Annotated in this window: 19 protein-coding genes and 1 pseudogene; 5 read left to right on the forward strand and 15 right to left on the reverse strand. The window is 72.6% G+C overall.

From position 1 onward, the window contains the following. Positions 1 to 25 precede the first annotated feature (25 nt). Together P3T29_RS27870 and P3T29_RS27875 are read left to right on the forward strand one after the other, a co-directional pair. Positions 26 to 2935: a LuxR family transcriptional regulator gene (locus P3T29_RS27870; protein WP_280719423.1), complete on the forward strand. Its 2910-nt coding sequence runs from the start codon at positions 26 to 28 to the stop codon at positions 2933 to 2935. Positions 2936 to 3145: 210 nt separating this feature from the next. After that, on the forward strand, positions 3146 to 4996 hold the full coding sequence (locus P3T29_RS27875) for a BTAD domain-containing putative transcriptional regulator (protein ID WP_280719424.1): 1851 nt from the start codon (positions 3146 to 3148) through the stop codon (positions 4994 to 4996). Here the strand turns inward: P3T29_RS27875 and P3T29_RS27880 are convergent. The 8 genes and pseudogenes from P3T29_RS27880 to P3T29_RS27915 form a co-directional block, all read right to left on the reverse strand. Then, positions 4929 to 6098, reverse strand: a complete 1170-nt coding sequence (locus P3T29_RS27880; protein WP_280719425.1) for a glycosyltransferase — start codon at positions 6096 to 6098, stop codon at positions 4929 to 4931. The genes P3T29_RS27875 and P3T29_RS27880 overlap by 68 nt on opposite strands. Next, on the reverse strand, positions 6095 to 8173 hold the full coding sequence (locus P3T29_RS27885) for a prolyl oligopeptidase family serine peptidase (RefSeq protein WP_280719426.1): 2079 nt from the start codon (positions 8171 to 8173) through the stop codon (positions 6095 to 6097). The genes P3T29_RS27880 and P3T29_RS27885 overlap by 4 nt, the downstream gene beginning before the upstream one ends. 39 nt (positions 8174 to 8212) lie before the next feature. Next, positions 8213 to 9451 (reverse strand): MFS transporter, encoded by a 1239-nt coding sequence (locus P3T29_RS27890; protein WP_280719427.1) that lies wholly within the window; start codon positions 9449 to 9451, stop codon positions 8213 to 8215. A gap of 17 nt (positions 9452 to 9468) precedes the next feature. Next, complete coding sequence (locus tag P3T29_RS27895) at positions 9469 to 10659, reverse strand: radical SAM protein (protein WP_280719428.1); 1191 nt, start codon at positions 10657 to 10659, stop codon at positions 9469 to 9471. Between the two features lie 118 nt (positions 10660 to 10777). Further along, a complete protein-coding gene (locus P3T29_RS27900; RefSeq protein ID WP_280719429.1) occupies positions 10778 to 10921 on the reverse strand; it encodes a hypothetical protein in 144 nt (47 codons plus the stop codon). Positions 10922 to 10956: 35 nt separating this feature from the next. Next, entirely contained in the window at positions 10957 to 11100 is a 144-nt protein-coding gene (locus P3T29_RS27905; RefSeq protein WP_280719430.1) for a hypothetical protein, read from the reverse strand. Positions 11101 to 11197: 97 nt separating this feature from the next. Further along, a complete protein-coding gene (locus P3T29_RS27910) occupies positions 11198 to 11320 on the reverse strand; it encodes a hypothetical protein (RefSeq protein ID WP_280719431.1) in 123 nt (40 codons plus the stop codon). A 133-nt stretch (positions 11321 to 11453) separates the two neighbouring features. Continuing rightward, positions 11454 to 12181: pseudogene (locus P3T29_RS27915) on the reverse strand (hypothetical protein). 290 nt (positions 12182 to 12471) lie between these two features. Between P3T29_RS27915 and P3T29_RS27920 the strand changes: the two are divergent. Then, the gene (locus tag P3T29_RS27920; RefSeq protein ID WP_280719432.1) at positions 12472 to 12606 is read left to right on the forward strand and encodes a hypothetical protein; all 135 of its coding nucleotides are present in this window, start codon (positions 12472 to 12474) and stop codon (positions 12604 to 12606) included. A gap of 116 nt (positions 12607 to 12722) precedes the next feature. Beyond that, positions 12723 to 13592: an AraC family transcriptional regulator gene (locus tag P3T29_RS27925; protein WP_280719433.1), complete on the forward strand. Its 870-nt coding sequence runs from the start codon at positions 12723 to 12725 to the stop codon at positions 13590 to 13592. A gap of 65 nt (positions 13593 to 13657) precedes the next feature. Here the strand turns inward: P3T29_RS27925 and P3T29_RS27930 are convergent, their stop codons facing one another. Next, positions 13658 to 14254, reverse strand: a complete 597-nt coding sequence (locus P3T29_RS27930) for a TetR/AcrR family transcriptional regulator (RefSeq protein WP_280719434.1) — start codon at positions 14252 to 14254, stop codon at positions 13658 to 13660. A gap of 191 nt (positions 14255 to 14445) precedes the next feature. On the opposite strand from P3T29_RS27930, the gene P3T29_RS27935 reads away from it, so the two are divergent. Further along, entirely contained in the window at positions 14446 to 16722 is a 2277-nt protein-coding gene (locus P3T29_RS27935; RefSeq protein ID WP_280719435.1) for an MMPL family transporter, read from the forward strand. A 224-nt stretch (positions 16723 to 16946) separates the two neighbouring features. Here the strand turns inward: P3T29_RS27935 and P3T29_RS27940 are convergent, their stop codons facing one another. From P3T29_RS27940 to pstA, 6 genes are all read right to left on the reverse strand, one after another. Further along, positions 16947 to 17726 carry a hypothetical protein gene (locus tag P3T29_RS27940; RefSeq protein ID WP_280719436.1) on the reverse strand — a complete coding sequence of 260 codons (780 nt, stop codon included), beginning with the start codon at positions 17724 to 17726 and terminating at the stop codon, positions 16947 to 16949. Between the two features lie 143 nt (positions 17727 to 17869). Beyond that, positions 17870 to 18418, reverse strand: coding sequence for a dihydrofolate reductase family protein (locus P3T29_RS27945; RefSeq protein WP_280719437.1), 549 nt, complete (start codon positions 18416 to 18418; stop codon positions 17870 to 17872). Positions 18419 to 18478: 60 nt separating this feature from the next. After that, positions 18479 to 19444, reverse strand: a complete 966-nt coding sequence (locus P3T29_RS27950) for a phosphate ABC transporter ATP-binding protein (protein WP_348532871.1) — start codon at positions 19442 to 19444, stop codon at positions 18479 to 18481. Positions 19445 to 19504: 60 nt separating this feature from the next. Further along, the gene (locus P3T29_RS27955; RefSeq protein WP_280719438.1) at positions 19505 to 20449 is read right to left on the reverse strand and encodes a class E sortase; all 945 of its coding nucleotides are present in this window, start codon (positions 20447 to 20449) and stop codon (positions 19505 to 19507) included. Beyond that, on the reverse strand, positions 20446 to 22188 hold the full coding sequence (locus P3T29_RS27960) for a substrate-binding domain-containing protein (protein ID WP_280719439.1): 1743 nt from the start codon (positions 22186 to 22188) through the stop codon (positions 20446 to 20448). The genes P3T29_RS27955 and P3T29_RS27960 overlap by 4 nt, the downstream gene beginning before the upstream one ends. A 29-nt stretch (positions 22189 to 22217) precedes the next feature. After that, a complete protein-coding gene (pstA, locus tag P3T29_RS27965; protein ID WP_280719440.1) occupies positions 22218 to 23447 on the reverse strand; it encodes a phosphate ABC transporter permease PstA in 1230 nt (409 codons plus the stop codon). Position 23448: the final 1 nt, after the last annotated feature.

Genomic DNA, 23448 nt, shown 5'->3' on the forward strand with positions numbered 1-23448 from the left:
CACAACGGTCCAGTAACCTGCGGCTATGCGTACCACTTCGCCGGTCACCGTCGGCCGGGACGCCGAACTCGCGCTGTTCTACAGCACCCTGACAGATCTTCGGACCGGTGCCGGACGGGCCGTGTTCCTGTCGGGAGACGCCGGGATCGGCAAGTCCCGGCTGGTCGGCGACTGCGCCGACCACGCCGGTGACCTGGGCCTGCCGGTCCTGCGGGGCCGGGGCAGCTCGACCGGCGCGGGCACGCCCTTCCGGCCGCTCGTCGAGGCGCTGTCCTCCCGCTTCCGCATCGGCGGACCGCCCGGGAACGCGGAGCTCATACCGTACCGTCCGGTGCTGGCCCGGGTCGTGCCGGAGTGGCGGCACACCGCGACCCCCGGCTTCCCGGAGAGCCTGGTCGAACTCGCCGAGGCGCTGCTGCGGCTGCTCGCCGTCCTCGGACGGGAGAAGGGGTGCGTGCTGGTCCTGGAGGACCTGCACGACGCGGACACCGAGACGGTCGCCGTCGTGGAGTACCTCGCCGACAACCTCGCCGGGCTGCCGGTGCTGCTGCTCGGCACGCTGCGCCCCGAACCCGGGGCCGCCCTCGACCTGGTCCGCGCGGCCGAACGGCGCCGGACAGCCTCGCTTCTCGCGCTGCGCCCACTGGCGGCGCCGGACGTCCGCGCGCTCGCCGCAGGCTGCCTCGGCGTCCCCGCCGCCGACGTGCCGACGGAGGTGGTCGACCGGCTGGCGGCGGGCGGCGACGGAAACCCGTACCTCACCGAGGAACTGCTCGCCGAGATGGTCGGCTCCGGGGCGCTCCGCCAGACGGAGGGCGGCTGGCGGGCGGTCCGCGATCTCTCCGCGACCGTCCCGGAGAGCATCGTCCAGAGCTACGGTCATCGGATCGACGGACTGGACCCACGGCTGCGCGAACTCCTGCTGCTCGCAGCCACCTTGGGGCCCCGCTTCTCCGTCGCCACCCTGCGGCTCATCACCGGGCACGACGACCGGGCCCTCTTCGCCCACCTGCGGGCCGGTGTCGAGGCGGGCCTGATCGTCCCCGACCACGCCAGCGACGACGAGTACGCCTTCCGGCACGCGCTCACCGCCGAGGCGCTGCTGGCCTGCGTCCCCCGGGCGGAGCGCGCCGCCGTCGCCCGGCATGCCGCCGCCTCGATGCTGGCGGCCGATCCGGAGCTGTCCGACGACCGCTGCCAACTGGTCGCCGAGCTCCGGCTGGTGGCCGGGGACCGGGCCGGTGCGGCACTGCTGTTCGCCGAGGCGGGCCGCCGGGCGCTGGCCGGCAGTGCGTCGGGAACGGCGGTCCTGCTGCTCGAGCGCGCTCACGAGCTCGTCGCCCAAACGGACCGGGCCGCCGTCACGGAGTCGCTGCTGTACGCCCTCGCCGAGGCCGGGCAGCTCGACCGGGCCTTCGCACTGGCGGACACCCTGCCGCCGGTCGGTACGGCCTCCGCCGGCATCGACCGCAGGATCGCGCTGCACACCCGGCTCGGCTGGGTCGCCGTGATCGCGGAGCGGAGTGCGGACACCGTCGCGCAGCTGACGGCGGTCAGAGCGCTGCTCGGCGACTCCGCCGGCCCCGAGCAGACGGCGGCACTCACCGTGGTCGAGGGGCACCTGGCCCTCCTCCCGGGCCAGGGCGGGGGAACGGCCGACACCGAGCGGCCCGCCCTGGAAGCGGCGGAGGTGGCGGAACGGGCGAACCTTCCGGTGGTCGCCTGCCAGGCCTGGCAGTTGCTCGCGCTGCTGGCCCGTGAACGCGGCTTCGACGCCGCCGACCAGTGCCTGGACCGGATGCTGACCGTCGCCGAGACGCACAGCCTGCCGGTCTGGCGGGTCGAGGCCCTGATGCGGTTGGGCGCCAACGCCTTCATGCGGACCGGCGACGCCCGCAGGCTCGAACAGGCCCGGGAGGCCGCCCGCGAGCTGGGCGCGATCGTGCTGACCCAGCAGACGGAGGGGCTGCTGGCGATGAACGCGGTGCTGACGGGGGACCACGGGACGGCCCGCGAGCTCATCGACCGGGGCCTGGACGCCAGCGCGCGGATGCGCAACCTCGCGACCCACCGCTACCTGCTGCTGACCTCGGCGACGCTCGCGGCGCACCGAGGACGTCGCCGCGAGATGGAGCGGGAGCTGCTGATCTTCGACCAGGCAGGCGGCGGCACCTCCTTCCTGACACCGATGATGCTCGGGCTCTGCCGGACGCTCTGCGCGCTGCTGGAGGAGGACCGCGCGCAGGCGCGCTCCGAACTCGCGGCCGCCGCAGACTGGGAGCAGCAGCACCCGAACGTCTTCTACCTCTCCGGCCGGTACGGGCTGCGCCCGCTGCTGGACGTCCTCGCGGGCAGCTCGGGCCGGGCCGAGTACGAGGAGGTGGCCGCCGCGCCGGCGGCGGGGCTGGCCTGGAACCGGCAGTTCCTGCTGCTCGCCCACGCCGCGCTGCTGGGCCGGGAGGGACGGGCCGAGGACGCCGCCGAGGCCGTCGGCGCGGCCGGTACCACCGCCGGGCTCTTCCCGATGGCCCATCACCTCGGGCTGCGGCTGGTCGCCGAGGCGGCGATCGCCGACGGCTGGGGCGACCCGGTGGGCTGGCTGCGGACCGCCGAGCAGTACTTCCACCACGTCGACACGCCGTCGGTGGCGGGCGCCTGCCGGGCCCTGCTGCGCCAGGCGGGGGCGACCGTCGCGCAGCACCGCAGCGGCCGGGACCAGATCCCGGCGGAGCTGCGCGCGCAGGGCCTCACCCCGCGCGAGTACGAGGTCCTCATGCTGCTGGTGGAACGGCCCGGCAACCAGGACATCGCCCGGCGGCTGTCCATCTCACCGCGCACGGTGGAGAAGCACATGGCCAGTCTGCTCGGCAAGACGGGCCGTCCCGACCGCGCGGCGCTGTGTCGCCTGGCGGCTGCGCTGGGCCGCGGCGCCTAGCGGGAAGCTGCGGACCGTTGCCTTCCGGTTTCGCGCACGCAGTGCAGCAAACAGAGCCCCGCACCCCTGCCGTGGTTACGCGTATGGGGGCAGGGGTCCCAGAACATACGCGTGGTGCCCCGATGACCAGGTCAGCGGGCCCGGGAAGCATCGGGTGCGTACCAGGGGCGTGGCAAGGCCCCGACCTTTTCCGGCGCCGGAGGCCCTTCGTTGACAGTCGACATGCGGACCGTGGACCTGCTCGAGACCGAGCCGCCGTCGGGACGGGTGAGGTTCTCCGTGCTGGGCCCGCTCGTCGTCGAGGCGGGGGGCCGGTCGGTCCGGCTCGGGTCGCTCAAGCAGCGGCAGGTCCTCGCGCTGCTGCTCTGCCGCGCCAACTCCCCCGTCTCGGTCGACCTGTTGACCGACACGCTCTGGCAGGGCGAGCCCCCGAGGACCGCCCGCAAGAACCTACAGGTGTACATGTCGGGGCTGCGCAAGCTGCTCGGGGACGAGACCGGGCACGACCGGCTCGGCCACCACCTCAGCGGCTACCAGCTGCAGGTCGCGCCGGACGAGCTCGACGTGGTCCGCTTCGAAGCGCTCGCCCGCGCCGGACGGGCCGCCGCCGCCAGGGGCGAGTCCGCCCTGGCGGCGAGGCTGCTCGGCCAGGCACTGGACCTGCGGCGCGGGCAGCCGCTGCTCGGGCTGTGCTGCTCGGAGCCGCTGCAGGCCGAGGCCGAGCGGCTGGACGCCCGCTACCTGGCTGCCTACGAGGACTGGGCGGAGGCCCAGTTGGAGCTCGGGGACGTGCAGGCGGTGACGGACGGCATCGGCGAACTGGTGGAGCGTCACCCGCTGCGCGAGCGGCTCCAGGCCGCGCGGATGAGCGCACTGCACCGGTCCGGGCGCCGGACCGAGGCGCTGTCGGCGTACGACGTCCTCCGGCAGCTGCTGGCCCGCGAACTCGGCCTGGCACCGAGCCCGCCACTGGAGGCTCTCTACCGGTCGATCCTGCAGGACGGGCCGCAGCCGTTCCGGGGTTCCGCACCCGGCTCCGGGCGCACCCTGCTGCCCCCGGACGCCGCCGACTTCACCGGCCACCGGGCCCAGGTGCGCGAGCTGACCGAGGCGCTGCGCGGCGGCCGTGGGCAGGTGGCCGTGCTGGTGGGGCCCGCTGGAGTGGGCAAGACCGCGCTCGCGACGCACGTGGCGCATCGGCTCCGCGAGGACTTCCCGGACGGCCGGCTGCTGGTGAATCTGCGCTCCGATGACGGCACCCCGCGCGGCTGGACCTCGGTGCTCGCCGAGCTGTTGCAGGTGACCGGCCTGACCGGACGGGTGCCCGAGCTGCCGGGGCAGGCGGCGGCGGTCTGGCGCGGGTGGCTGGCGGACCGGCGGGTGCTGCTGGTGCTCGACGACGCCCCGGACGAGTCCGCCGTGCGGGCGCTGCTGCCGGGTTCCTGGGCGGGCGCGGCGATCGTGACGTCCCGGACCCAGCTGGCCGGGCTCGCCCCGGTGCACCGCGTCGAGGTGCCGCCGTACTCCGACGAGGAGGCGCTCGAGCTCCTCGGGCGGATCATCGGCGGCGACCGGGTCCGTTCGGATCCGGATGCGGCGCGGCAGATCGTCGCCGCGAGCGGACTGCTGCCCCTGGCGGTGCGGGTGAGCGGACTGCGGCTCGCCGTACTGCGCCACCTCCCGCTCGCGGAGTACGCCGCCCGGCTCGCCGACCCCGGCACGGTGCTGGACGAACTCGCCGTCGGCGACATCGCGGTCCGCCCCCGGCTGGAGACCGGCTGGCGGGACCTGACCGAAGCGGGCCGCCGGGCGCTGCTCCGGCTGGGACGGCTGCCGCTGGCGCTGCCGTTCACCCTGCAGGACGCGGCGGCCGCACTGGGCTGCGGATTGAGCGCCGCGCTACGGGAGTTGGAGTTCCTGATCGACACCGGCGCGGTCACCTCGCCGGCCGCCGAGGTGACCGCGCACGCCGTGCTCTACGCCCTGCCCCGGCTCACCCAGGTGTACGCGCGAGAGCGGGCGCTGGCGGCGGAGTCGCTTCCCGCCGGGGAGCTACGCTGACGGCCCGCTCGACGAAGTCGGCGGCGGCCTCGCTCCCGGAGCGGCGCAGCCGGTCGCCGATCCGGTGCACGTGTGCCGGCAGCTCCCGGTCGGCCAGGGCGCGGGAGATGCCCTCTGCACCGTCCTGGAGGCGCTGGGCCACGCCCGCGCGCAGGCACGCCTCGGCGAGTACGTGCTGCTCGCCGCCGGCCGGTGCGACCACCAGCGGGCGGCCGTTCAGCAGTGCGGACAGGACGGGAGCGGAGGTGCCGTTGGTGACCACCACGGAGGCCATCCGCACCAGCGGATCCATCCAGGGCTTGCGCACCGCCAGGATGTCGGTGCCCTCGGCCTGCTGGGCATCGCCCGAGCGGCCGAGTTCGACCACGGCCTGGAACGGACCTCCGGCGAAGGTCGCGTTGAGCCAGGGCCAGAGGCTGTTGCCGCCGAAGCTGCGGCCCAGGTGGACGTAGACCACGGGCTTGCCGATCCGCTCCGTGTGCGCGGTGATCCCCCGGAGTTCGGCCTCGTCGGCGGGCGGCTCCCACCAGCACGGTCCGACGTGCCGGATCCCCTCGGGCAGCGCGGCGCCGGGCAGTTCCAGGGCGGGGTCACCGCGCAGCAGCAGGCCGGAGCCGGCCAGCACCCGCTGCCCGGCCAGGCCGGCCAGGCCGTCCAGGCCGTCCAGGCCGGTCCGTGGGGCCAACCCAACGCTCTCGCGCGTCCGTTCGTAGTGCTGCACGGTCTCCCGCAGCCGCCACTCGCGCTGGACCGGCTCGGCCTGCTCCTCCGGTCCGCCCGGCCGGTAGGGCCACAGGTGCGTGGTCAGCCCGAGGACGACGACCGGTATGTCCAGCACCTCCGCCGCGAGCAACGCCCCGTGGGCGAGCACCGAGGTGACCAGCGCCTCGGCCCGGTGCTCGCGGGCCGCGCGGAGTACGGCGTGGAACTGCTGCGTGCCCTGCCGGAACCAGCGGTCGACCCGGAAGGCCCGCTGCTCCTCGGACCCGGGCACGGGGTCGAGTCGGTGCACGGCGTGACCGCGACGGCTCAGCTCCAGCCCGACCGCGACGGCCGGGTACCGGAATCCGGGGTCGCTCAGCGGGCAGAGCAGGATGTTCACCGGACCTCCAGCCCGAGGGCGTCGGCGAGGAAGGCAAGCGCGTCGGCGGTCAGCTCGACGCCCTTGGAGACGGGCCGCGCGCCGTGTCCGACCCCGCGCTCCAGGCGCAGCAGCACCGGCCCGGTGCCGACCGAGGCGTGCTGGAGTGCGGCGCACATCTTGCGGGCGTGCAGCGGGTCCACCCGGCTGTCGCCGTCGAACACCGCGAACAGCACCGACGGGTACCGGACCCCCTCCCGCACCCGGTGGTACGGCGAGTAGCCGAGCAGGTTGGCGAAGTGCGCCGGGTCCGCCGCGCTGCCGTACTCGGTGCGCCAGCTCGGGCCCATCCCCGACAGCTCGTAGCGGACCATGTCGAGCAGCGGCGCCATGCAGACCACGGCGGCGTACTTCTCGGGGTGCTGGGTGAGGGCCGCGCCGACCAGCAGGCCGCCGTTGGAGCCGCCCATGATGCCGAGTTGCTCGTGCGTGGTCCAGCCATTGCCGACCAGCCAGTCGGCTGCGGCGTCGAAGTCGTCGAAGACGTTCTGCTTCCGCTCCAGCATGCCGTCGCGGTGCCAGTCCTCGCCCTCCTCGCGTCCGCCACGGATGCAGGCGGTCACGAACACGCCACCGGCCTGCGCCCAGGCGATCGCGTGCGGGCTGTACCCCGCGACGGTGGAGGCGCCGAAGCCGCCGTAGCCGCTGAGGACAGTGGGCCTGGGGCGGTCCGGGGTGCCGGTCGGGGAGACCACGAACATCCGTACCGGGGTGCCGTCGTGGGAGTGGTACGTGAGCTGGCAGCTCTTCACCCCGGCGGTGGGTGCGGTGCCCTCCGGTCTGGCCCAGAGTTCGGTGCGGCCGGTCCGCGCGTCGTAGCGGTAGACCTCGGGGACGGTGGTGTGGTCCGTGAAGCCGAACCACACCTCGGTGCCACCGAGCGGGTCGGCGCTCAGCGAACCGACCGTGCCCGGTCCCGGCAGCGGGACGGTGCCGAGCGGTTCGCCGTCGCTCAGCCGGTGGACGGTGATCTCGCTGACGGCGTGCCGGCTCCGGGTGACCAGGACGAGCGGGGTCGCCAGGCCCGGTCCGTCGAGGACGGCGAGGTCCTCCAGGACGGCTTCCGGGTCCTCGGGGACGAGGTCGTGCCAGCGGCCCGCCGCCAGCTCGTCGGGGGTGCTGACGGCGATCCGCCCGCGCCGGGCCTCCCGGTCGGTCCGCAGGTGGACGGTGTCCGCCGGACCGGTACCCGGCCGGAGGGACAGCGCCGTACGGGCGTCCAGGCCCTCCTGGACCGGGCGCAGCAGCGGGCTGTCCGGCGCGGTGAGCGTCAGGTCCGCCAGCCAGAGGTCGGTGCGCGGGGACGTGCCGGCGGTGGCGCTGACGGTGAGCCAGCGCCCGTCGGGGCTGACGTCCACCCCGTAGAACTGGGTCTTCTCCCGGCCCTCGCCGAAGACCACGGCGTCCTGCTCGGGTGAGGTGCCCAACTCGCGCAGCTGGACCCGGCGGTGATAGTGGTCCTCGCCCGGCAGCCGGCGGACGTAGTAGAACCGCCGGCCGCCGGGGAGCCAGGCCACGGGGGTGCGCCGGACCCGGTCGACGGGACCGTCGACCACCTCGCCGGTGGCGACGTCCAGTACCCGGAGCACGGACTGCTCGGTGCCGCCGCTGGAGAGCTGGTACGCCAGCAACTCGCCCTCCAGGGACGGCTTCCAGCTGTCCAGCACGGTCGCACCGCCCGGGTCGACCGCCTGCGGGTCGAGCAGGACCCGCTCGACGCTCCCCTCGACGACCATCAGCACGGACTGGTCCTGGCCCGGGCGCCGCCGGGTGAAGAAGAGCCGCCCGCCACGGGCCACCGGCCGGGAGACCGCGCCCGGGGCGGCCAGCTCGGCCAGCCGCCCGGACAGCCGCTCGCGCCCGGACCAGCTGGCCCGCCCTTCGGCGAACAGCTCGTCCTGCGCGGCGGACCAGGCGGCGGTGCGCGGGTCCTCGGCGACCTCCAGCCAGCGGTACGGGTCGGACACCGGCCGGCCGTGGATCTCCTCCACCAGCTGCTGCCGGTCGGCCTCGGGGTAGCGGGGAAGGGAGGTCATCTCGGGCTCCGTTCTCTGATGGTTCGTCACAATGCTTTGTCAGACCGCTGGTTCGCGCTCCACATCCGGGGTCGGCGCCGGGACCAGGCCCTGCTCACGCAGCAGCGGGAACGCTCCGAGCAGCGTGGCGGCGCCGGTCAGCAGGGCGAGGGCCAGCCAGGTGTGAGAGACGCCGATCGCCTGCTGGAGCAGGCCGGCCAGGCCGGGGCCGAACGCCGCCATCCCGGCCATCAGCGTGCCCGCAGCGGTGCTGACGCGGCCGAGCAGCTCATGCGGAATCATCAGCATGAGGGCCTGGCCGACCACGATCCCGGCCGGCGGGGAGAGCAGGAAGAACACCGTGAGGAGGCCGCCCATCACCCAGCTGGAGGAGGTGAAGGCGAAGGCGGTCAGGCAGGTCGTTCCCAGGACTCCGACGCCCACCAGAATCGTTCCGGGCGCGAGTCTGCGGACGATCCTCGTCGCGAGCACGGCGCCGATCACCGCACCGACCCCCGCGCAGGCGAGCACCACGCCGACCGTGGCACTGCTCTCGCCCTGGGCGTGAAGGGCCACCACGATCGCCACATCGATGGCCGCGCCGACGAGGTTGACCGCGCCGGCGAAGAGCAGCGCACGCAGCAGGACCGGCTGTCGGCCCAGCCAGCGGATGCCTGCGGTGAGCCGGCGGTCGGCCTGTCCGGCGGTCGGCTTGGGCCGGGAGCGGATGGTGATCCTGAAGATCAGCACCGCTGACACGGCGTAGGACGCGGAGTCGCAGAGGAAAGGCAGGACGCGGTCCACGGAGAACAGCCAGCCGCCCAGCAGTGGCCCGGCCAGCCCGGCGACCGACGCGGAGGTCTGGCTGCGCCCGAGCGCCTCGGCGAGGTGTTCCTTCGGCACGACATCGCGCGCCGCCACCGTACTCGCCGGGCCGAACAGTGCACTGGCGACGCCCTCCACCAGTGCCACCACCAGCAGTTGGGGGTAGCTCAGCAGGCCGGTCGCCGCGAGCACCGGGATGCTGCCGACGGCGGCGAAGCGCACCAGATCCGTCCAGAGCATCAGCCACCGGCGGTCGAGCCGGTCGACCAGGTGCCCGGCGGGCAGCCGGCACACCGTCCGGGTCAGCAGCGAGCCGGAGGCGACCATGCCCGCCTGGGCGGCGCTGCCGCCCAGGCTCAGCACCAGCAGCGGGTACGCGAGCAGCGATATCTGCGATCCGAAGATCGAAATCGCCTGCCCCGCCCAGTACCGCTGGAAGTCCCGGTTGCCGCGTAGTCCACTGGCCTTCGCCATCGGTCGACCTTCCTGGGTCAGAGCTTCCCGCTCGCGTGGAGGTGGTCGAGGAAGGCGGCGTCGACCCGGTCCCGGAACTCCGCGCGGGCCGCTGCGGAGTCCGCGTGCTGGTAGAAGTCGCCGCAGGACGCCCAGCGGCCCTCGGTGCGATCGGAGGGAAGGTAGCCCTCGCTGACCGTGCCGACCTCCCAGCCGGGCTTGCCGGCCGTCTCCCAGCAGCTGTAGAGCACGCCGTCGGCGTTGACCACCGCGCCCTGCTTGCCGTCCGGGACGGTGCAGATCACACAGGATGAGTTGGCAGTCGGACGGCCGACGGCGAAGCCGTGCTCCAGCGCACGGATCTGCCAGCCGGTCATCCGGTCGGCCATCTCGCGGGTGTGCTGCAGCTCGTTCCCGTAGCCGACGCCGACGTCGCCGAGGAAGGCGAAGTAGATCGTGCAACGGGAGGGGTCGAGCTCGGCTGCCAGCCGGTCCACAAGCGCGTCCGTACGGTCGGCGGTGTGGTGCGAGACATTGACCCTGAAGCTCCAGCGCAGCGGGGTCTCATCGGTGGCTCGGACGACGTTGGCGATGATCGCGTCGAAGGTGCCCTTGCCGGACCGGGTGACCCGGATGGAGTCGTGCTCCGTCTGGTCACCGTCGAAGGTGATCTGGACGGAGGAGAGCCCCGCGTCGGCCAGCTGCCGGGCGACCGTCCGGGTGAGCAGAGTGCCGTTGGAGGTCATGCTTGCCGACATGGTCCCCAACTCGCTTGCCCGGGTGAGGGTTTCGACGCACCCTCGGGGGTTGAGCAGCGGCTCGCCGCCGAACAGCAGCAGGGAGAGGCGATCCAGACCGGCCTCGGCCATCCGCTGCCTGGTGAAGTCCATCACCGGGCCGATGGTCTGGGAGGTCAGCCGGGAGTGCGTGATCCGCGGGGGGCGACTGCCGCCGGTCGGGTCCTGTCCCGTGTTCTGGAAGCAGTACCCGCAGCCGAGGTTGCAGTCCGTGCTGGTCAGCACCGTCAGCGAGTAGGATCGCTGCGTCTTGGGCTCGTACAGCCCGGCGTCGCGCAGGTACTGCTCGGTCCCGGGGCGGATGGTGCCGTCCTGGTCGACCTGGTGCGGGCGCAGCCGAGCGGTTCCCCGGTTGCCGACGAACCACCATCCCGACGGCGATTTGATGAGCCGCTCCTGGCGGAGGCCGTCAACGGCGGATGATGCGGTCAAGGGTGACCTCCCGTGAGTGGCAGGCCCAAGTCAGGACCGTCCGTGAACGTGCCGTGGGTGGCGGCGGGCGCCTGTGCGCATTCGTCGCCACCCACGGTGGACCTCGGGTGAAGTACCGTCAGTCGAGCATGTAGTTGTGAATCTCGCAGGAGCCGGGCAGCTGCTCTCCCTCAGCGTTGTGCGCGACCACCTCGGGAGTCTCGTCTCCCGGCTCGTCGGGCCCAGGAGCGCTGGTCTGTCGGCCTGCTGATACATCTGCCATCGACGCGGGATCTCCTGACAGGGAGCGATGGAGGCTCAGACCTGCTCGCAGCTGAGAGGGCATCCGGGCAGGACTTCGCCCTCGGCACCGTGCGCGACGACCTCGGGGGCGTCGGCGCCCAACTCGTCCTGTGCAGGACCTGCGCCCGGCTGATCTGTACTGACGTGCGAAGTGCGCATGGGAGCCTCCAGTGGGAGGCCGTTGTCGGCGGGATCCACCGTTGGTGGAACGAGGCCGGTCGGCGTCGGGTCCTGCCGACGCCGACCGGCCTCGGACTCACTCCTCGCCGATGATGATGTGCACGCCGCAACCGGGGGCGTCCTCGGCCTCGCTGTGGGCGACGACCTCGGGGGCGTCGGTCTCCTCGGTCACGGGCTTCTCGTTCTGGTTCTCCGCCATGGGAGCCTGCCTCTCGGGTCTTCCGCCGGCCTGTCCGGCTGCTGGTGGAGACTCTGCCGGGGTCGGGTTGGAGAGCGGTTCGGAGCCGGTTCGAGAACGCTGAACGCGCTGGTCAGGACGGGTGAATGAAAGCTCAGCCGGCGTGAAGGATCCGAAAGCGATCGGGTTCGGCCGGATCCCGGTCGACGACTTGGATCGGCGTCCAAGCCCATTGCCAGACGCTGATGCCTGGTGTGCGGGAGAACCGGATCTGCCCACGGGTGCCTTCGACCGCGACGCGCGGCCAGGCTTCGGCGATGCGGGCTCGGTCCGCGCCGTGGGAACGCAGCACATCGGCGAGGACGGCGACCGTGTCATAGCCCTCGAAGGCGACGAAGGAGGGCGCTTCGGCCAGCCGCTCGCGCAGGGCCGTCTCGACTCGTACACCGAGTGGGCCGAGGCGCTCGGGCAGGTAGCGCAAGAACGGGATCGCGGCGCTGTCGTCGCCCAGCAACGTCGCCCATTCGGCGAACTCCGGTTGCCCGGCCGGAGCGCCGATCATGAGCTCGGCGAGGCGCTGGTCGCGGCGGACAGCCTTGACGATCGAGACCGCCGGCTCCGGGTGGCCGGCCAGCAGAAGGAGGGCTGTCGCGCGATGGTCGACGAGTTGGTCGCACACGGCCGTGGGGCCGAGCGCGCGCAGGTCGAGCTCGATGACGGTGCCGCCGCGTCATTGACTTCACGAACGGCCAGCTCGAGTCCAGCGAGCAAGTGCCGGCCCGCCTCGACCCAGCCAGGCCGAGTCAGCGGAACGAGAGCGCCGATCTTGACGGACGATCCGCCAGTCCGCTCCGCTCCGGGTGGCGATGCTGGCGTATTCATATGTTGACATCTCCCGTGTGACGACTCGGTTGTGGTCTGTCCGGATCGCAGAGTGGCAAGCTGGTGATCAACATTCTCTGGTTCGCCTTCGACTGCGGCTTTGTGTACACCGCGCTGCGCTACGGTCCACCCCAGTTTCCCTGGCTCTCGCCGTACATCAGGATTCGGGCCGCTGACGTTTGTCCCGGGCCGGCGGAGCGCTGCTACGCTCGCTGACCCTCCCTCAGAAGCGACCAGCTGAACGGATGGCTTGTCGAGCAGGCCGTCCGTGCACTCCAGGAGGGACCGGAGTGCACGGCATCCTCGACGAGTTCGCGGTGGGCGACGACGGCTCACTCACCCCGCTCGGCTCCCGCACCGTCCCCGACGGCGTCGGCGTCGGCGTCGGCGTCGGCGCCGACGCCGAAGGTATCGTCGCCTTCTGATCCAACCTAACCCAGCATCAACTGCGCCCCCCGGGCCCGTTGTTGCCCCGACGCTCGGTGGCTACCGTTGAGTACGTGGAACGGGTGACGACGAGCTCTGACGGGGAGGATGTCCGGTGGCGGTTCACGGGGGTGGCGTGGTCGGTGCGGGGCTGGAGATCACCCGGCTCGGCGGCCTGTGGCGGGTGACCCGGCCCTGGCATCCCGGGCTGCGCCCGTTCGTGCGCAGCTACGCCGGCTACTGGGAGCGGGTGACCTCGCCGTACCAGGTGCGGCTGATCCCGACCGGTCGGGCCGTGGTGGTGATCAGCCTGGCGGAGCCGTTCACCCGGGTCCGGCGGCTGGGGGAGCCGGACCCGGGCAGCGGGCGGATCGGTTCGCTGGTCGTGGGCCTGGAGGACAGGCCCGCGCTGTGCGAGCACCCCGGCGGCCAGGAGGCGATCCGGGTGGAGCTCACGCCGCTGGGCGCCTACCGGCTGTTCGCCCTGCCGATGGGCGAGTTGACCAACCAGGTGGTCGAGCTGCGTGACGTGCTGGGGCCCGGGGCCGGGGTGCTGGTGGAGCGGCTGGCGGCCCTCCGGGACTGGGCGGCCAGGTTCGACCTGCTGGACGCCGCGCTGCTGGCCCGACTCGAGCTCGGCCCGGACCCGGCGCCGGAGGTCGGGCACGCCTGGCGACTGCTCTACGGTAGGGCCGGAGCGGTGCCCATCGCCCGGATCGCCGCCGAAGTGGGCTGGAGCCAGAAGCACTTGATCCGCCGCTTCACCGAACAGGTCGGTCTGACGCCCAAGATGTCCGCCCGGGTGCTGCGCTTCCACCACGCGGTGGGCATGCTCGGCCGCAGGGACCTGAATCTCGCCGGGATCTCCGCAGCCTGCGGCTTCTACGACCAGGCCCACCTCAGCCGCGAGTTCCGGGCCCTGGCCGGCACCACCCCGGGCCGGATGGCGGCCGGCCGCCGGGTGGAAGGGGCCCTCCCCTTGTGAGGACGGGGTTTCTCCAAGCCAGGCCGCCGCCGACGCCCGCCGACGCCCGCCAGCCCTCGCCCCCGTCAGCCGGGGGACTCCAGGGCGGCGAAGGCCTCGTCGAGCAGGCTCACGATCGCTGCGGGGAAGGGGCGTTCCCCCTCCAGGTCCGCGTGGGCGATCAGCGCGCTGCGCATGGCCGCGACGGCGGCCCGGGCCAGGACCGACGCCCGCAGCGACACTGGTCCCGCACCGCCCATCCGTGCGTGCAGCGCCTCGGCGATGCCCGTCTCGAACTCGAACAGGACGGGACGGCCCGGGCGGGTGGGCGCGGAGACGAAGCGCGCGGGCGGTCCGCTGAACAGCACCGCGAAGCCGGAACCCCGCTCGCCGCCGACGGTGAGCAGGGCGGCCAGGACCGCCCGCAGGGGCGGCTCGTCCGCCGGGCGCCGCCGGATCCCCTCGGCCAGGAGTGGCACCAGGTCGCTGAGCTCGCCCAGCACCAGGTCTTCCTTGGACGGGAAGTACCGGAAGAAGGTGCGCTCGGTGACCGACGCGGCTGCGGCGATGTCCTTGACGGTGGTGGCGTCGTAGCCGCGCTCCTCGAACATCCGCAGTGCGGCCTGGTGGAGGGCCTCTCGCGTGGCCGCCTTGTGCTGGGCGCGCCGTCCGGTCTCGTTCACCCAGGCATTCTGGCACGGCCGGGACGGCGTCTGTCAGGACTGACAGGTCGGGCCGACGGGTGGGACCGACAGGTGGGACCGATGGGCACCCCGAGAAAATGTGTCAGTCCTGACAGATACCGTATCGTGTCAGGACTGACAGATTTCGCGTGCGCCGTCCCCGCGCACCTGCGTGAAGGAGCCACCCGCCCATGGCCACCCTGCTGTACCGGATAGGCCGCAGCGCCTTTCGTCACCGCCGAGCCGTGCTCGCCGCCTGGCTGACCGTCCTGGCGGCGATCGCCGCCTGCGTGTTCGCCTTCGGTGGCTCGACGAACAACGAGTTCACCATCCCCGGCTCGCAGTCCCAGCAGGCGCTGGACAGCATGGCCAAGTCCTTCCCGGCGGCCTCCGGTACGAGCGCGCAGATCGTGTTCACCGCGCCGGCCGGCCACCAGGTCACCGAGCCGCAGTACGCCTCCGCCATCGACGCGACCATGGCCGGGGCCGCACACGCTCCACAGGTCAGGGCCGTGCTGAACCCGTTGACGTCCAAGGCGATCTCGCCGGACCACCGCACGGCGCTCGGGCAGGTGCAGTACTCGGCCGGCCGCACCAACCTGGACAGCGGCAGCCTCCCCGCCCTGGAGCGGACCGCGCAGCCGGCCAAGGACGCCGGGCTCACCGTGGACGTCGGCGGGTCCGCCTACGGAGGCGGCGCGAAGAAGGGCGGCCACGCCAAGGAGGCGGTCGGCGTCGTCGTCGCCCTCGCCGTGCTGGCGGTCACCTTCGGTTCGCTGTCCGCCGCCGGAATGCCGCTGCTGACGGCCCTGGCGGGCGTGGCGGTCGGCCTGCTGGGACTGCTGTCGCTCACCAGCGTGACCACCATCTCCGCCACCGCTCCCACCCTCGCGGCCATGCTGGGCCTGGCCGTCGGCATCGACTACGCCCTGTTCATCGTCTCCCGCCACCGCTCCCAACTCGCCTCCGGCGCAGCCGTCGAGGAGTCGGCGGCCACCGCCACCGGCACGGCGGGCAGCGCCGTCGTCTTCGCCGGGCTGACGGTCGTCATCGCCCTGGCCGGGCTCACGGTCGTCGGCATCCCGTTCCTGACCGTGATGGGTCTCGGAGCCGCCGCCACCGTACTGATCGCCGTCGCGGTCGCCGTCACCCTGCTGCCCGCCCTGCTCGGGTTCGCCGGGGAACGGCTCCGCCCGAAGCCCGGCTCCCGGACCATGCGCCGCGAGCAGGCGGCGGCCGGGCCCGCCGACCCGCGCCGCCCGGCCAACGCGGGTGAGCGCTGGGGCCGCCTGGTCACCCGCAAGCCGCTGCTCACCGTACTGGCCGTCCTCGCCGCCCTGCTGACCATCGCCATCCCCGCCCGCGACCTGCGCCTGGCCCTGCCGGACAACGGCACCGCCGCCGCCGGCAGCGGCCCGCGCCAGGCGTACGACCAGATCGACCGCGCTTTCGGCCCCGGCTTCAACGGCCCGCTGCTCATCCTGGCCGACACCACCGGAGCCGCTGACGGCGCACAGGCCGCCGCCGCCCTGGCCAAGGACATCCGAGCCCTGCCCGACGTCGCCACCGTCTCCAAACCCCAGCTGAACGAGGCCGCGCACAGCGCGCTCATCCAGGTCGTCCCGAAGTCCGCGCCCGCCGACCAGCAGACCAAGGACCTCGTCAAGGACATCCGAGGCCACGCGGACGCCTGGCAGCACGACACCGGCGCCAAGGTCTCCGTCACCGGATCGACGGCTGTCGGCATCGACGTCTCCGACCGTCTCGCCGCCTCGCTGCTCCCCTTCGCCCTCGTCGTCATCGGGCTGTCGCTGCTCCTGCTGCTGCTCGTCTTCCGCTCGGTCGTCGTGCCCCTGAAGGCCAGCCTCGGCTTCCTGCTGTCGGTCGCCGCGACCTTCGGCTCCGTCGTCGCGGTCTTCCAATGGGGTTGGCTCGCCGGGCTGTTGGGGGTGGACCGGACCGGGCCCGTGGTCAGTTTCCTGCCCATCATCCTGATGGCCGTCCTGTTCGGCCTCGCGATGGACTACGAGGTCTTCCTGGTCTCCCGGATGCGCGAGGCCTACGTGCACGGTGCCGGACCCCGCCAGGCCGTCCTGACCGGCACCCGGCACGCCTCACGGGTCGTCACCGCCGCCGCGCTGATCATGTTCACGGTCTTCGCGGGCTTCATCCCCGGCGCCGACGCCATCTTCAAGCCGATCGCGTTCTCGCTGGCCGTCGGCGTCCTGATCGACGCCTTCGTGGTCCGGATGACCTTCGTCCCCGCGCTGCTCACCCTGTTCGGCCGGGCCGCCTGGTGGCTGCCGCGCCGACTCGACCGCTGGCTGCCCGACCTGGACATCGAAGGCGAGCGACTGCGGCGCCACGACGACGGGTCCACCGGCAGCGCCACTGACAACGCCACCGACAGTGCCTCCGACGGCGACGAGCGGCACCTCCGAGCCGTCCCGGAGCCGACCCGGCCGTGACGCGACGTGACCGAAGGCGGCGGGGTCGCGACCACGCGGCTTCGCCGCTCGACGGTCAGCTGGAACGCTTCCGGGAGTACGAGTAGACGGCCGGTGGACCGCTTCGGCTGAGCCGGGACGTACCGGATCAGCCGAAGCGGCCGTTGACATAGTCCGTCGTTCGCTGGTCCCCCGGGTTACCGAAGAGCTACCCGGCGATCACTGACCACCTCGGACGTCCTCGCTCAGTTCACCCGTCTGCCCGCAAGGGAGGCGATCAGCTCAGCGGCGGTGACCAGGTCGTCCGGCGGACACCGCAGGGTGACGTACCCGGCCCGGTCCTTCCCGGCACCGACGTGCAGTTCCCCGACGGCAGGCGGACCGCCGGAGCTTTGAATCGTCCTGAACCACACCCGGCGTATCCGGTCGATCGGCATCCCCACCGCCGGCCCGTCGCCGTGCGCGTCCATGCCGACGTGTTCCCGGGTGACCTGGATCGGGCCGAAGACGACCGACCCGGTCTCGTCGAGTGTGCGCAGACTGGCGCCCAGCCCTCCCGAGAGCCCTCCCCACACCAGCGCCCGGGCGAGTGCGGGGCCGCCGCCCACGATCTGCCGAGCAGCGAAGCCGAAGCTCTTGGTACCGGCGACGGAGACTCCGTAGACGCACAGCGGGGGACCGAACCACTGAAGTATCACCCTCTTGATCCACACACTCACCTCGGGCCGGGAACCGATCTGCTTCACCTGCCCCCACATCCCGGTGAGCACGAATCCCTGGTCGAAGACGTGGACGGCCTTGTTGGCCCGGACGGCGGCACCCACCGCGGCAGCGGGCAACCCGAGGATCACGCCGACCGCCACTCCCACCCAGCTGATCGCCCCCGCTGCTACAGCCCATATGACAACGATCATCAGGGGCCACAGTGCCATCACGAACCAGGCGATCCCGTTGAACCGGTAGCTCTCCCGGTGAGCGCCCAGCCCGTGGGACTCCGCCGTCCGCGACACCCGCTCCGACCCCATCCTGCCTCCATCCCCCGGCCCACCAGGCCGTCACGGCCTGCCGCGCCTGCCTTGACAGCGTTCGCCGGAGGCCACCTTCACACAACGTCAGATCATCTGACTACGGAGTATGCGAATCCCGAACCCGGAAACGGGCCCGTTGGCTAGCTTCTCGGCTCATACCGCATCGCCACCGCCCCCGACCCGAACTCCAGCCGGCTCACGAGCTTCAGGTCGACACGCTTCGACAGCCCCGCGAACAACGTCGGCCCATGGCCCACCAACCTCGGCTGCACCACGAACTCGTACTCATCGATCAAGCCCAGCTCGGCCAACGCAAGAGGGAGCTGCACGCCTCCCACGAACAGTCCCTTGCCGGGCTCCCGCTTGAGCTGCTGAACGGCCTTCCCGAGATCCCCGCGCACGAGCTCCGCGTTCCAGTCGACCCGCTCCAGGGTGCTCGACACGACGTACTTCTTTGCCGCGTCGATCGTCCGGGCGAAGGGTTCCATCCAGTCGGGCCGCTCCCCCGTCCGCGTCGGCAGCCGCCACGCCGCCTCCATCATCTCGTAGGTCACCCGACCGAAGAGGAGGGCATCGGCCCGGTCGAGGTTCTCGATCGCGTGACGATGCAGGTCCTCGTCCGCGAACGCCTCACGATGATCGCAGCACCCGTCCAATGTGACGTTGATGGAATACCGAAGGGGACGCATGACGTGAGAGTACCCAGCGCGTGTTCGGTCATGTTGAACTATGAGGCCGGACGCGCCGGGTCAGCCGAAGCGGCCGTTGACGTAGTCCGCCGTGCGCGGGTCCACCGGGTTGCCGAAGAGCTGCGCGGTGTCGCCCGCCTCCACGATCCGACCGGGCGTGTCGTGGGTCGCCAGGAAGAACGCGCAGGACTGCGAGACCCGTTGGGCCTGCTGCATGTTGTGGGTGACGATCACGATGGTGAGCCGCCCGCGCAGTTCCGCGATGGTCTCCTCGACGCGCCGGGTGGAGGTGGGGTCGAGGGCGGAGCACGGCTCGTCCATCAGCAGCACGTCCGGGGACACCGCGAGCGAGCGGGCGATGCACAGCCGCTGCTGCTGCCCGCCGGAGAGCGCACCCCCCGGCGTGCGCAGCCGGTTGCGCACCTCCGTCCACAGGCCGGCACTGACCAGGCTGCTCTCCACCAGGTGGTCCCGCTGGTCCTTGCGGACCTTGATCCCGGCGAGCTTGAGGCCGCTGGCGACGTTGTCGTAGATGGACATGCCGGGGAAGGGGTTGGGGCGCTGGAAGACCATCCCGATCCGGCGCCGCACGTCGGCGGGGCGGCGGCCGGGCGCGTAGACGTCCTCGCCGTCCAGCAGCACCGCGCCGGCCAGGCAGGCGGAACGGACCATCTCGTGCATCCGGTTCAGGATCCGCAGGTAGGTCGACTTCCCGCAGCCGGAGGGGCCGATGAGCGCGGTGACCTGCCCGGCCGGCATGGTGAGCGAGACCCGTTCGAGCACCTTGTGGTCGCCGAACCAGGCGGAGACGTCGCGGGTCCGGAGTCCGAACAGCTGCGCGGGAGCGTCCGGCTCGCGGAGCTCGGAGCGGAGAGCGGGCCGGGCTGCCGGGGAAGGACCGGCGGCCACCGGCAGTGCGAGCGTCTCGACCGCGTCGGAATCGGGGCCGCCGGCGTTCGCCCGGTAGCCAACCCCGACCGGGACGGGCTGTTGGGCGGGGGTGTCCACCCCGGGGTTGTCGGTCATGGTGCTGGGCTCCTCGTTCGGGACGGGTGGATACGGGTGAGAACGGTCGGGCAGCGGTGCTCAGTAGAGGTTCGGGAGCAGGGCGGCGGCGCTCTCGTACACGCACCACAGCAGGGCCCCGAGCACCGGCGCGAAGACCAGGTGGGCCGCCCCGCGCGGCCACCACTGCCGTCCGCGCAGCACCAGCAGGGTCACCGCCGCCAGCAGGGCCAGCGACCACAGTTGCAGGGCCGGCAGGCCCGCGCTGTCGGAGGCGAGGGCGCGGTCGGTGGGCACGGTGCCGGGGCGGCCGCCGGGATCGGGCTGGGCGGTGCCGTCCAGGCGGGCGCCGATGAGCACGGTCCGGGTGGGGATCCAGTCCGAGTCGCCGGTGACCAGGACCAGGCGGGCGGTGGCCGGGTCCTTGACGGGGTGGTCACCGTCCCCGTACGCGTTGACCGTGTAGCTGGAGGTGCCCTGGGCGGTGGTCGCGTAGATCTTGTCGCCGACGCGCAGCTCGGCGAGATCGGCGAAGGGCGACCCGAAGGTGCTGCGGCGGCCGAAGATGACGCTGACTCCGGTCTGACCGGGCAGCGCGGTGTCACGGCGGTGGCCCGGGCCGCGCATCAGGTCCCGGCCGGTGGTGCCCTCGACCACGACGGCCTGGCGCAGGCCGATCGCAGGGATGGCGATCACCGCGACGGGTGCTCCATCGGCGGCCGTCCCGGTCGGCGCGACGGCGCCCGCGAGCTGGTTGGCGAAGCTGCGGTAGGCGGTGGACTGGAAGTGCTCCTCCTGGAGACCGGAGACACCGAGGAGGTAGCAGCCGAAGCCGACCAGGACGAGACCCAGCAGGGTCAGCGCGGTGGCGGTCCTGACCACCGCGCGACGGGCCGGGCCGGCCTGGGCGGCAGGCCGCCGACCGGCCGCCGGACCCGGCGCGGACGGGCGCGGGACCGGGCCGGTACGGGCCGCCGGAGCGCCCGCGCCGAGGGCGGCGGGCGGGTCGAGGGTGGGCGCGGTCATGGCTGGAGCTCCTCCTGCTCGGTGCCCTGCCCCCGCCGGCGCCTCAGGTACGAGCCGAGGAACGGCGGTACGGCGACGACGGCGAGCAGCTCCAGGGCGGTGAGGGTGGTCAGCAGCCGGTCGTCGTGCCGTCCGGAGAGCGCGACCACACTGGCGGGTACGGCCGTCCCGGCGCCGGTGCCGTTCGCGCTCACGATCTGCCCGGTCTGCGGGTCGACGGTGGTCGTCCCGCTGCCGCCGGACGCGCCGCCACCTCCGCCCGCCGCCGCTCCGCCGGTCCCACCGGTCGCCGCTCCGCCGGTACCGCCGGTCCCGCCGGAGGCCGGGCCGGCACCCCTGCCCGTTCCACCGCCACCGCTACCACCGCCACCGCTGCCGCCACCGGCACTGCCGCCCGAAGTCGGGCGACCGCCCTGGACGGTGCAGGTGAGCGGCTGGCCCGCCTGGTCGCAGGGGCTCGGCTGCGGCGCGTTGGTGAGCACGACCAGGCGCCCGCTGGAGTCGAACGTGGGGTTGGGGCAGTTGCCGAGCTGGTTCGGGTCGATCCCGTCGTTGTTGCCGGGGACGTGGCTGACCTGCAGCAGCCCGCCCCGGACCAGACCGCGCGGGATCGGCGAGTAGCCGAGCTGGTCCGCCTCACCCTGCCCGGCGCAGAGGATGTAGCCGATGTACTGGCTGAGCGCCGCGCCCTTGGCGGTGGTGAAGCGCGGCGGGATGCCCCGGGACTCGCCGCCACGCGGCACGATCAGGTAGCTGTAACTGGAGATCGGGTACGCCCGGGGGTCACCCATGGTGTAGACGCCGTCCAGGTCCTGCTGCAGGTAGTTGGGGTCGCCGGGCGGGGTGCTGTCGTCAACTCCCTTGATCTTCGCGGCAGTCAGCGCGACCGCGACGTTGGAGGCGGTCGGCAGGGTGTAGTACCCGGCGGCGTTGAGCACCTTCACCACGGGCCAGTTGGCCCGTTTGGCGAAGGCGTACTCGTCGTAGCCGATGGTGCCCTCGCCGGTCGGCGACTGGATGTAGTTGGCGACGACGTCGGAGCCGTTCTGCGCGACCATGTGGCTGGACGGCGGGAAGAACTCGGTGTAGTCGCCGCACGAACTGCCCACCTGGGCCTTGCAGTAGGCGTCCCACTCGGCCTGGTGGGTGTGCTCCATGTACCGGGTGAACTGTGCGGTGGCGCCCGATCCGTCGGAGCGCACGACGGGCGTGATCGGCGTGTGCGGGAGGGTGCCGCCGTAGTCCTTCTTGATCGCCTGGTCGTCCCAGTAGCCGATCCGACCGGTGAAGATCTTCACGATGGTGTCCGAGGACAGCCGCAGGTTGCGGACCAACTGCCCACCCACGGTGAGGTGGTACATGAAGGCGGTGCCGCCGGCGGTGACCGGCACGTAGCTGAAGTCGTAGACGGGGTTCTCCGGCTGCCCGCCACCACCCGGCGCGCCGGCATCGGTGCCGCTGCGGAACGGTACGTCGGAGGCTGTGAAGTCGTCCTGTCCGATGCTCCACTGCTGGCGGCCGGCGGCCGAGCCGACCGGCGAGAAGTTGATGTCGATGCCCTGCGGGCCGACGTCCTGCCGCCACTGGTCCAGCGCGGGACCGGCCCAGCTCGACCCGTCGCCGTTCAGCGAGGTGCTGGCACTCGCAGCGGGGGACTGCACCAGCAGTACGGCCAGGGCGCAGAGCAGCACGGCCAGTGGGCGGGCGAAGTGCCGGATCCCCGTGGTCGTTCGGGACATGGGTTCTCCTCCGGGCAGCGTGGCACGGTTCATGACGTTCCGTCAGATGGGTGGGTGAACGACTCGGCCAGGTCGCGGGCCACCAGGCGGCGTTGCCGGCGGCTCAGTTCGCCCGGCCGCCGCCCGCCGACGAGCCGGGCCGTGACGAACAGCACCAGGACGATGACCATCAACGTCAACGCCGCCGCGAAGGCCCGCGCGACCATGTCCGTCGAGGGGTACCTGACGTAGTTCCAGATGTAGAGCGGCAGGCTGACCTGGTGCTCCGCGAACGGGTCGGCGTTCATCTGCGAGGTGAAGCCGGAGGTCAGCAGCACGGGCGAGGTCTCCCCCACGCCGCGCGCCATGCCCAGCACCACGGCGGTGACCAGACCGGGACGGGCGGTGGGCAGCACAACGCTCAGCACCGTCCGCCACTGGCTGCCGCCGAGCGCGTAGGAGGCCTCCCGCAGGGTGCCGGGGACCAGCCGGATCACGACCTCGGCGGCGCGGGTGACGATCGGCATCATCATCACGGTCAGCGCGAGGGAGGCGGCGAAGCCGCTCTTCTGGTTACCGAGCGTGAGGATCCACACGCCCAGGATGAACAGCCCTGCGACGATGGACGGCAGCGCGGTCATCGCCTCCACGACGGTACGGACCGGACGCGCCAGCCGGCCGCCGATCTCGGACATGAAGACGGCTGCGGCGATCCCCAGCGGGACGGCGAAGAGCGTCGCCAGCCCGAGCTGCTCCAGCGAGCCGACCACGGCGTGCAGGGCGCCGCCCGAGGTGATCGGGGAGAGGGTGGCGGTGTGCCGCATGTCCTGGGTGAAGAAGTTGGAGTGCGAGGCGGCGTGCGCGCCCCGGAACGCGACGTAGCCGATCTGGTCGAGGATCAGCGCCACCACCAGCAGGCCCGAACCGGCCACCAGCGACTGCACCAGGCGTTCCCTGACCGTCCGAACGTCCCACTGCAGCCGGGAGATCGCCCAGCTCAGGGCCAGGAACAGCAGGTACCAGAAGATCAGGAACCCGAAGGCGCCGCTGAACGGCAGCACCCGCTCGTAGAGCACCCAGGTGAGGGCGAGGGAGCCGGCGGCCGCGCCGAGGTTGGTGCGTACCGTACCGGCGTCGACGCCGCCGAGCCGGATCCGGCGCTGCTCGTCGGGATCGGGCGCGGCGGGTGGGGCAGGCGCGGCGGGCGCGGTCTCCGTGGTGGTGGTCATGCTCGCGTGCTCCTCCGGGGTGATGGCGATCCGGTCGGTGGCTGATGTCATG

This window comes from Kitasatospora sp. MAP5-34, from assembly GCF_029894335.1.
Taxonomy (GTDB): Bacteria; Actinomycetota; Actinomycetes; order Streptomycetales; family Streptomycetaceae; genus Kitasatospora.

Coding starts and splice junctions, on each gene's coding strand:
- P3T29_RS27935 (WP_280719435.1), top strand. CDS start 14,446: ATGGCCACCCTGCTGTACCGGATAGGCCGCAGCGCCTTTCGTCACCGC.
- P3T29_RS27960 (WP_280719439.1), bottom strand. CDS start 22,188: ATGTCCCGAACGACCACGGGGATCCGGCACTTCGCCCGCCCACTGGCC.
- P3T29_RS27870 (WP_280719423.1), top strand. CDS start 26: ATGCGTACCACTTCGCCGGTCACCGTCGGCCGGGACGCCGAACTCGCG.
- P3T29_RS27900 (WP_280719429.1), bottom strand. CDS start 10,921: ATGGCAGATGTATCAGCAGGCCGACAGACCAGCGCTCCTGGGCCCGAC.
- P3T29_RS27945 (WP_280719437.1), bottom strand. CDS start 18,418: ATGCGTCCCCTTCGGTATTCCATCAACGTCACATTGGACGGGTGCTGC.
- P3T29_RS27905 (WP_280719430.1), bottom strand. CDS start 11,100: ATGCGCACTTCGCACGTCAGTACAGATCAGCCGGGCGCAGGTCCTGCA.
- P3T29_RS27890 (WP_280719427.1), bottom strand. CDS start 9,451: ATGGCGAAGGCCAGTGGACTACGCGGCAACCGGGACTTCCAGCGGTAC.
- pstA (WP_280719440.1), bottom strand. CDS start 23,447: ATGACATCAGCCACCGACCGGATCGCCATCACCCCGGAGGAGCACGCG.
- P3T29_RS27950 (WP_348532871.1), bottom strand. CDS start 19,444: ATGACCGACAACCCCGGGGTGGACACCCCCGCCCAACAGCCCGTCCCG.
- P3T29_RS27885 (WP_280719426.1), bottom strand. CDS start 8,173: ATGACCTCCCTTCCCCGCTACCCCGAGGCCGACCGGCAGCAGCTGGTG.
- P3T29_RS27940 (WP_280719436.1), bottom strand. CDS start 17,726: ATGGGGTCGGAGCGGGTGTCGCGGACGGCGGAGTCCCACGGGCTGGGC.
- P3T29_RS27910 (WP_280719431.1), bottom strand. CDS start 11,320: ATGGCGGAGAACCAGAACGAGAAGCCCGTGACCGAGGAGACCGACGCC.
- P3T29_RS27955 (WP_280719438.1), bottom strand. CDS start 20,449: ATGACCGCGCCCACCCTCGACCCGCCCGCCGCCCTCGGCGCGGGCGCT.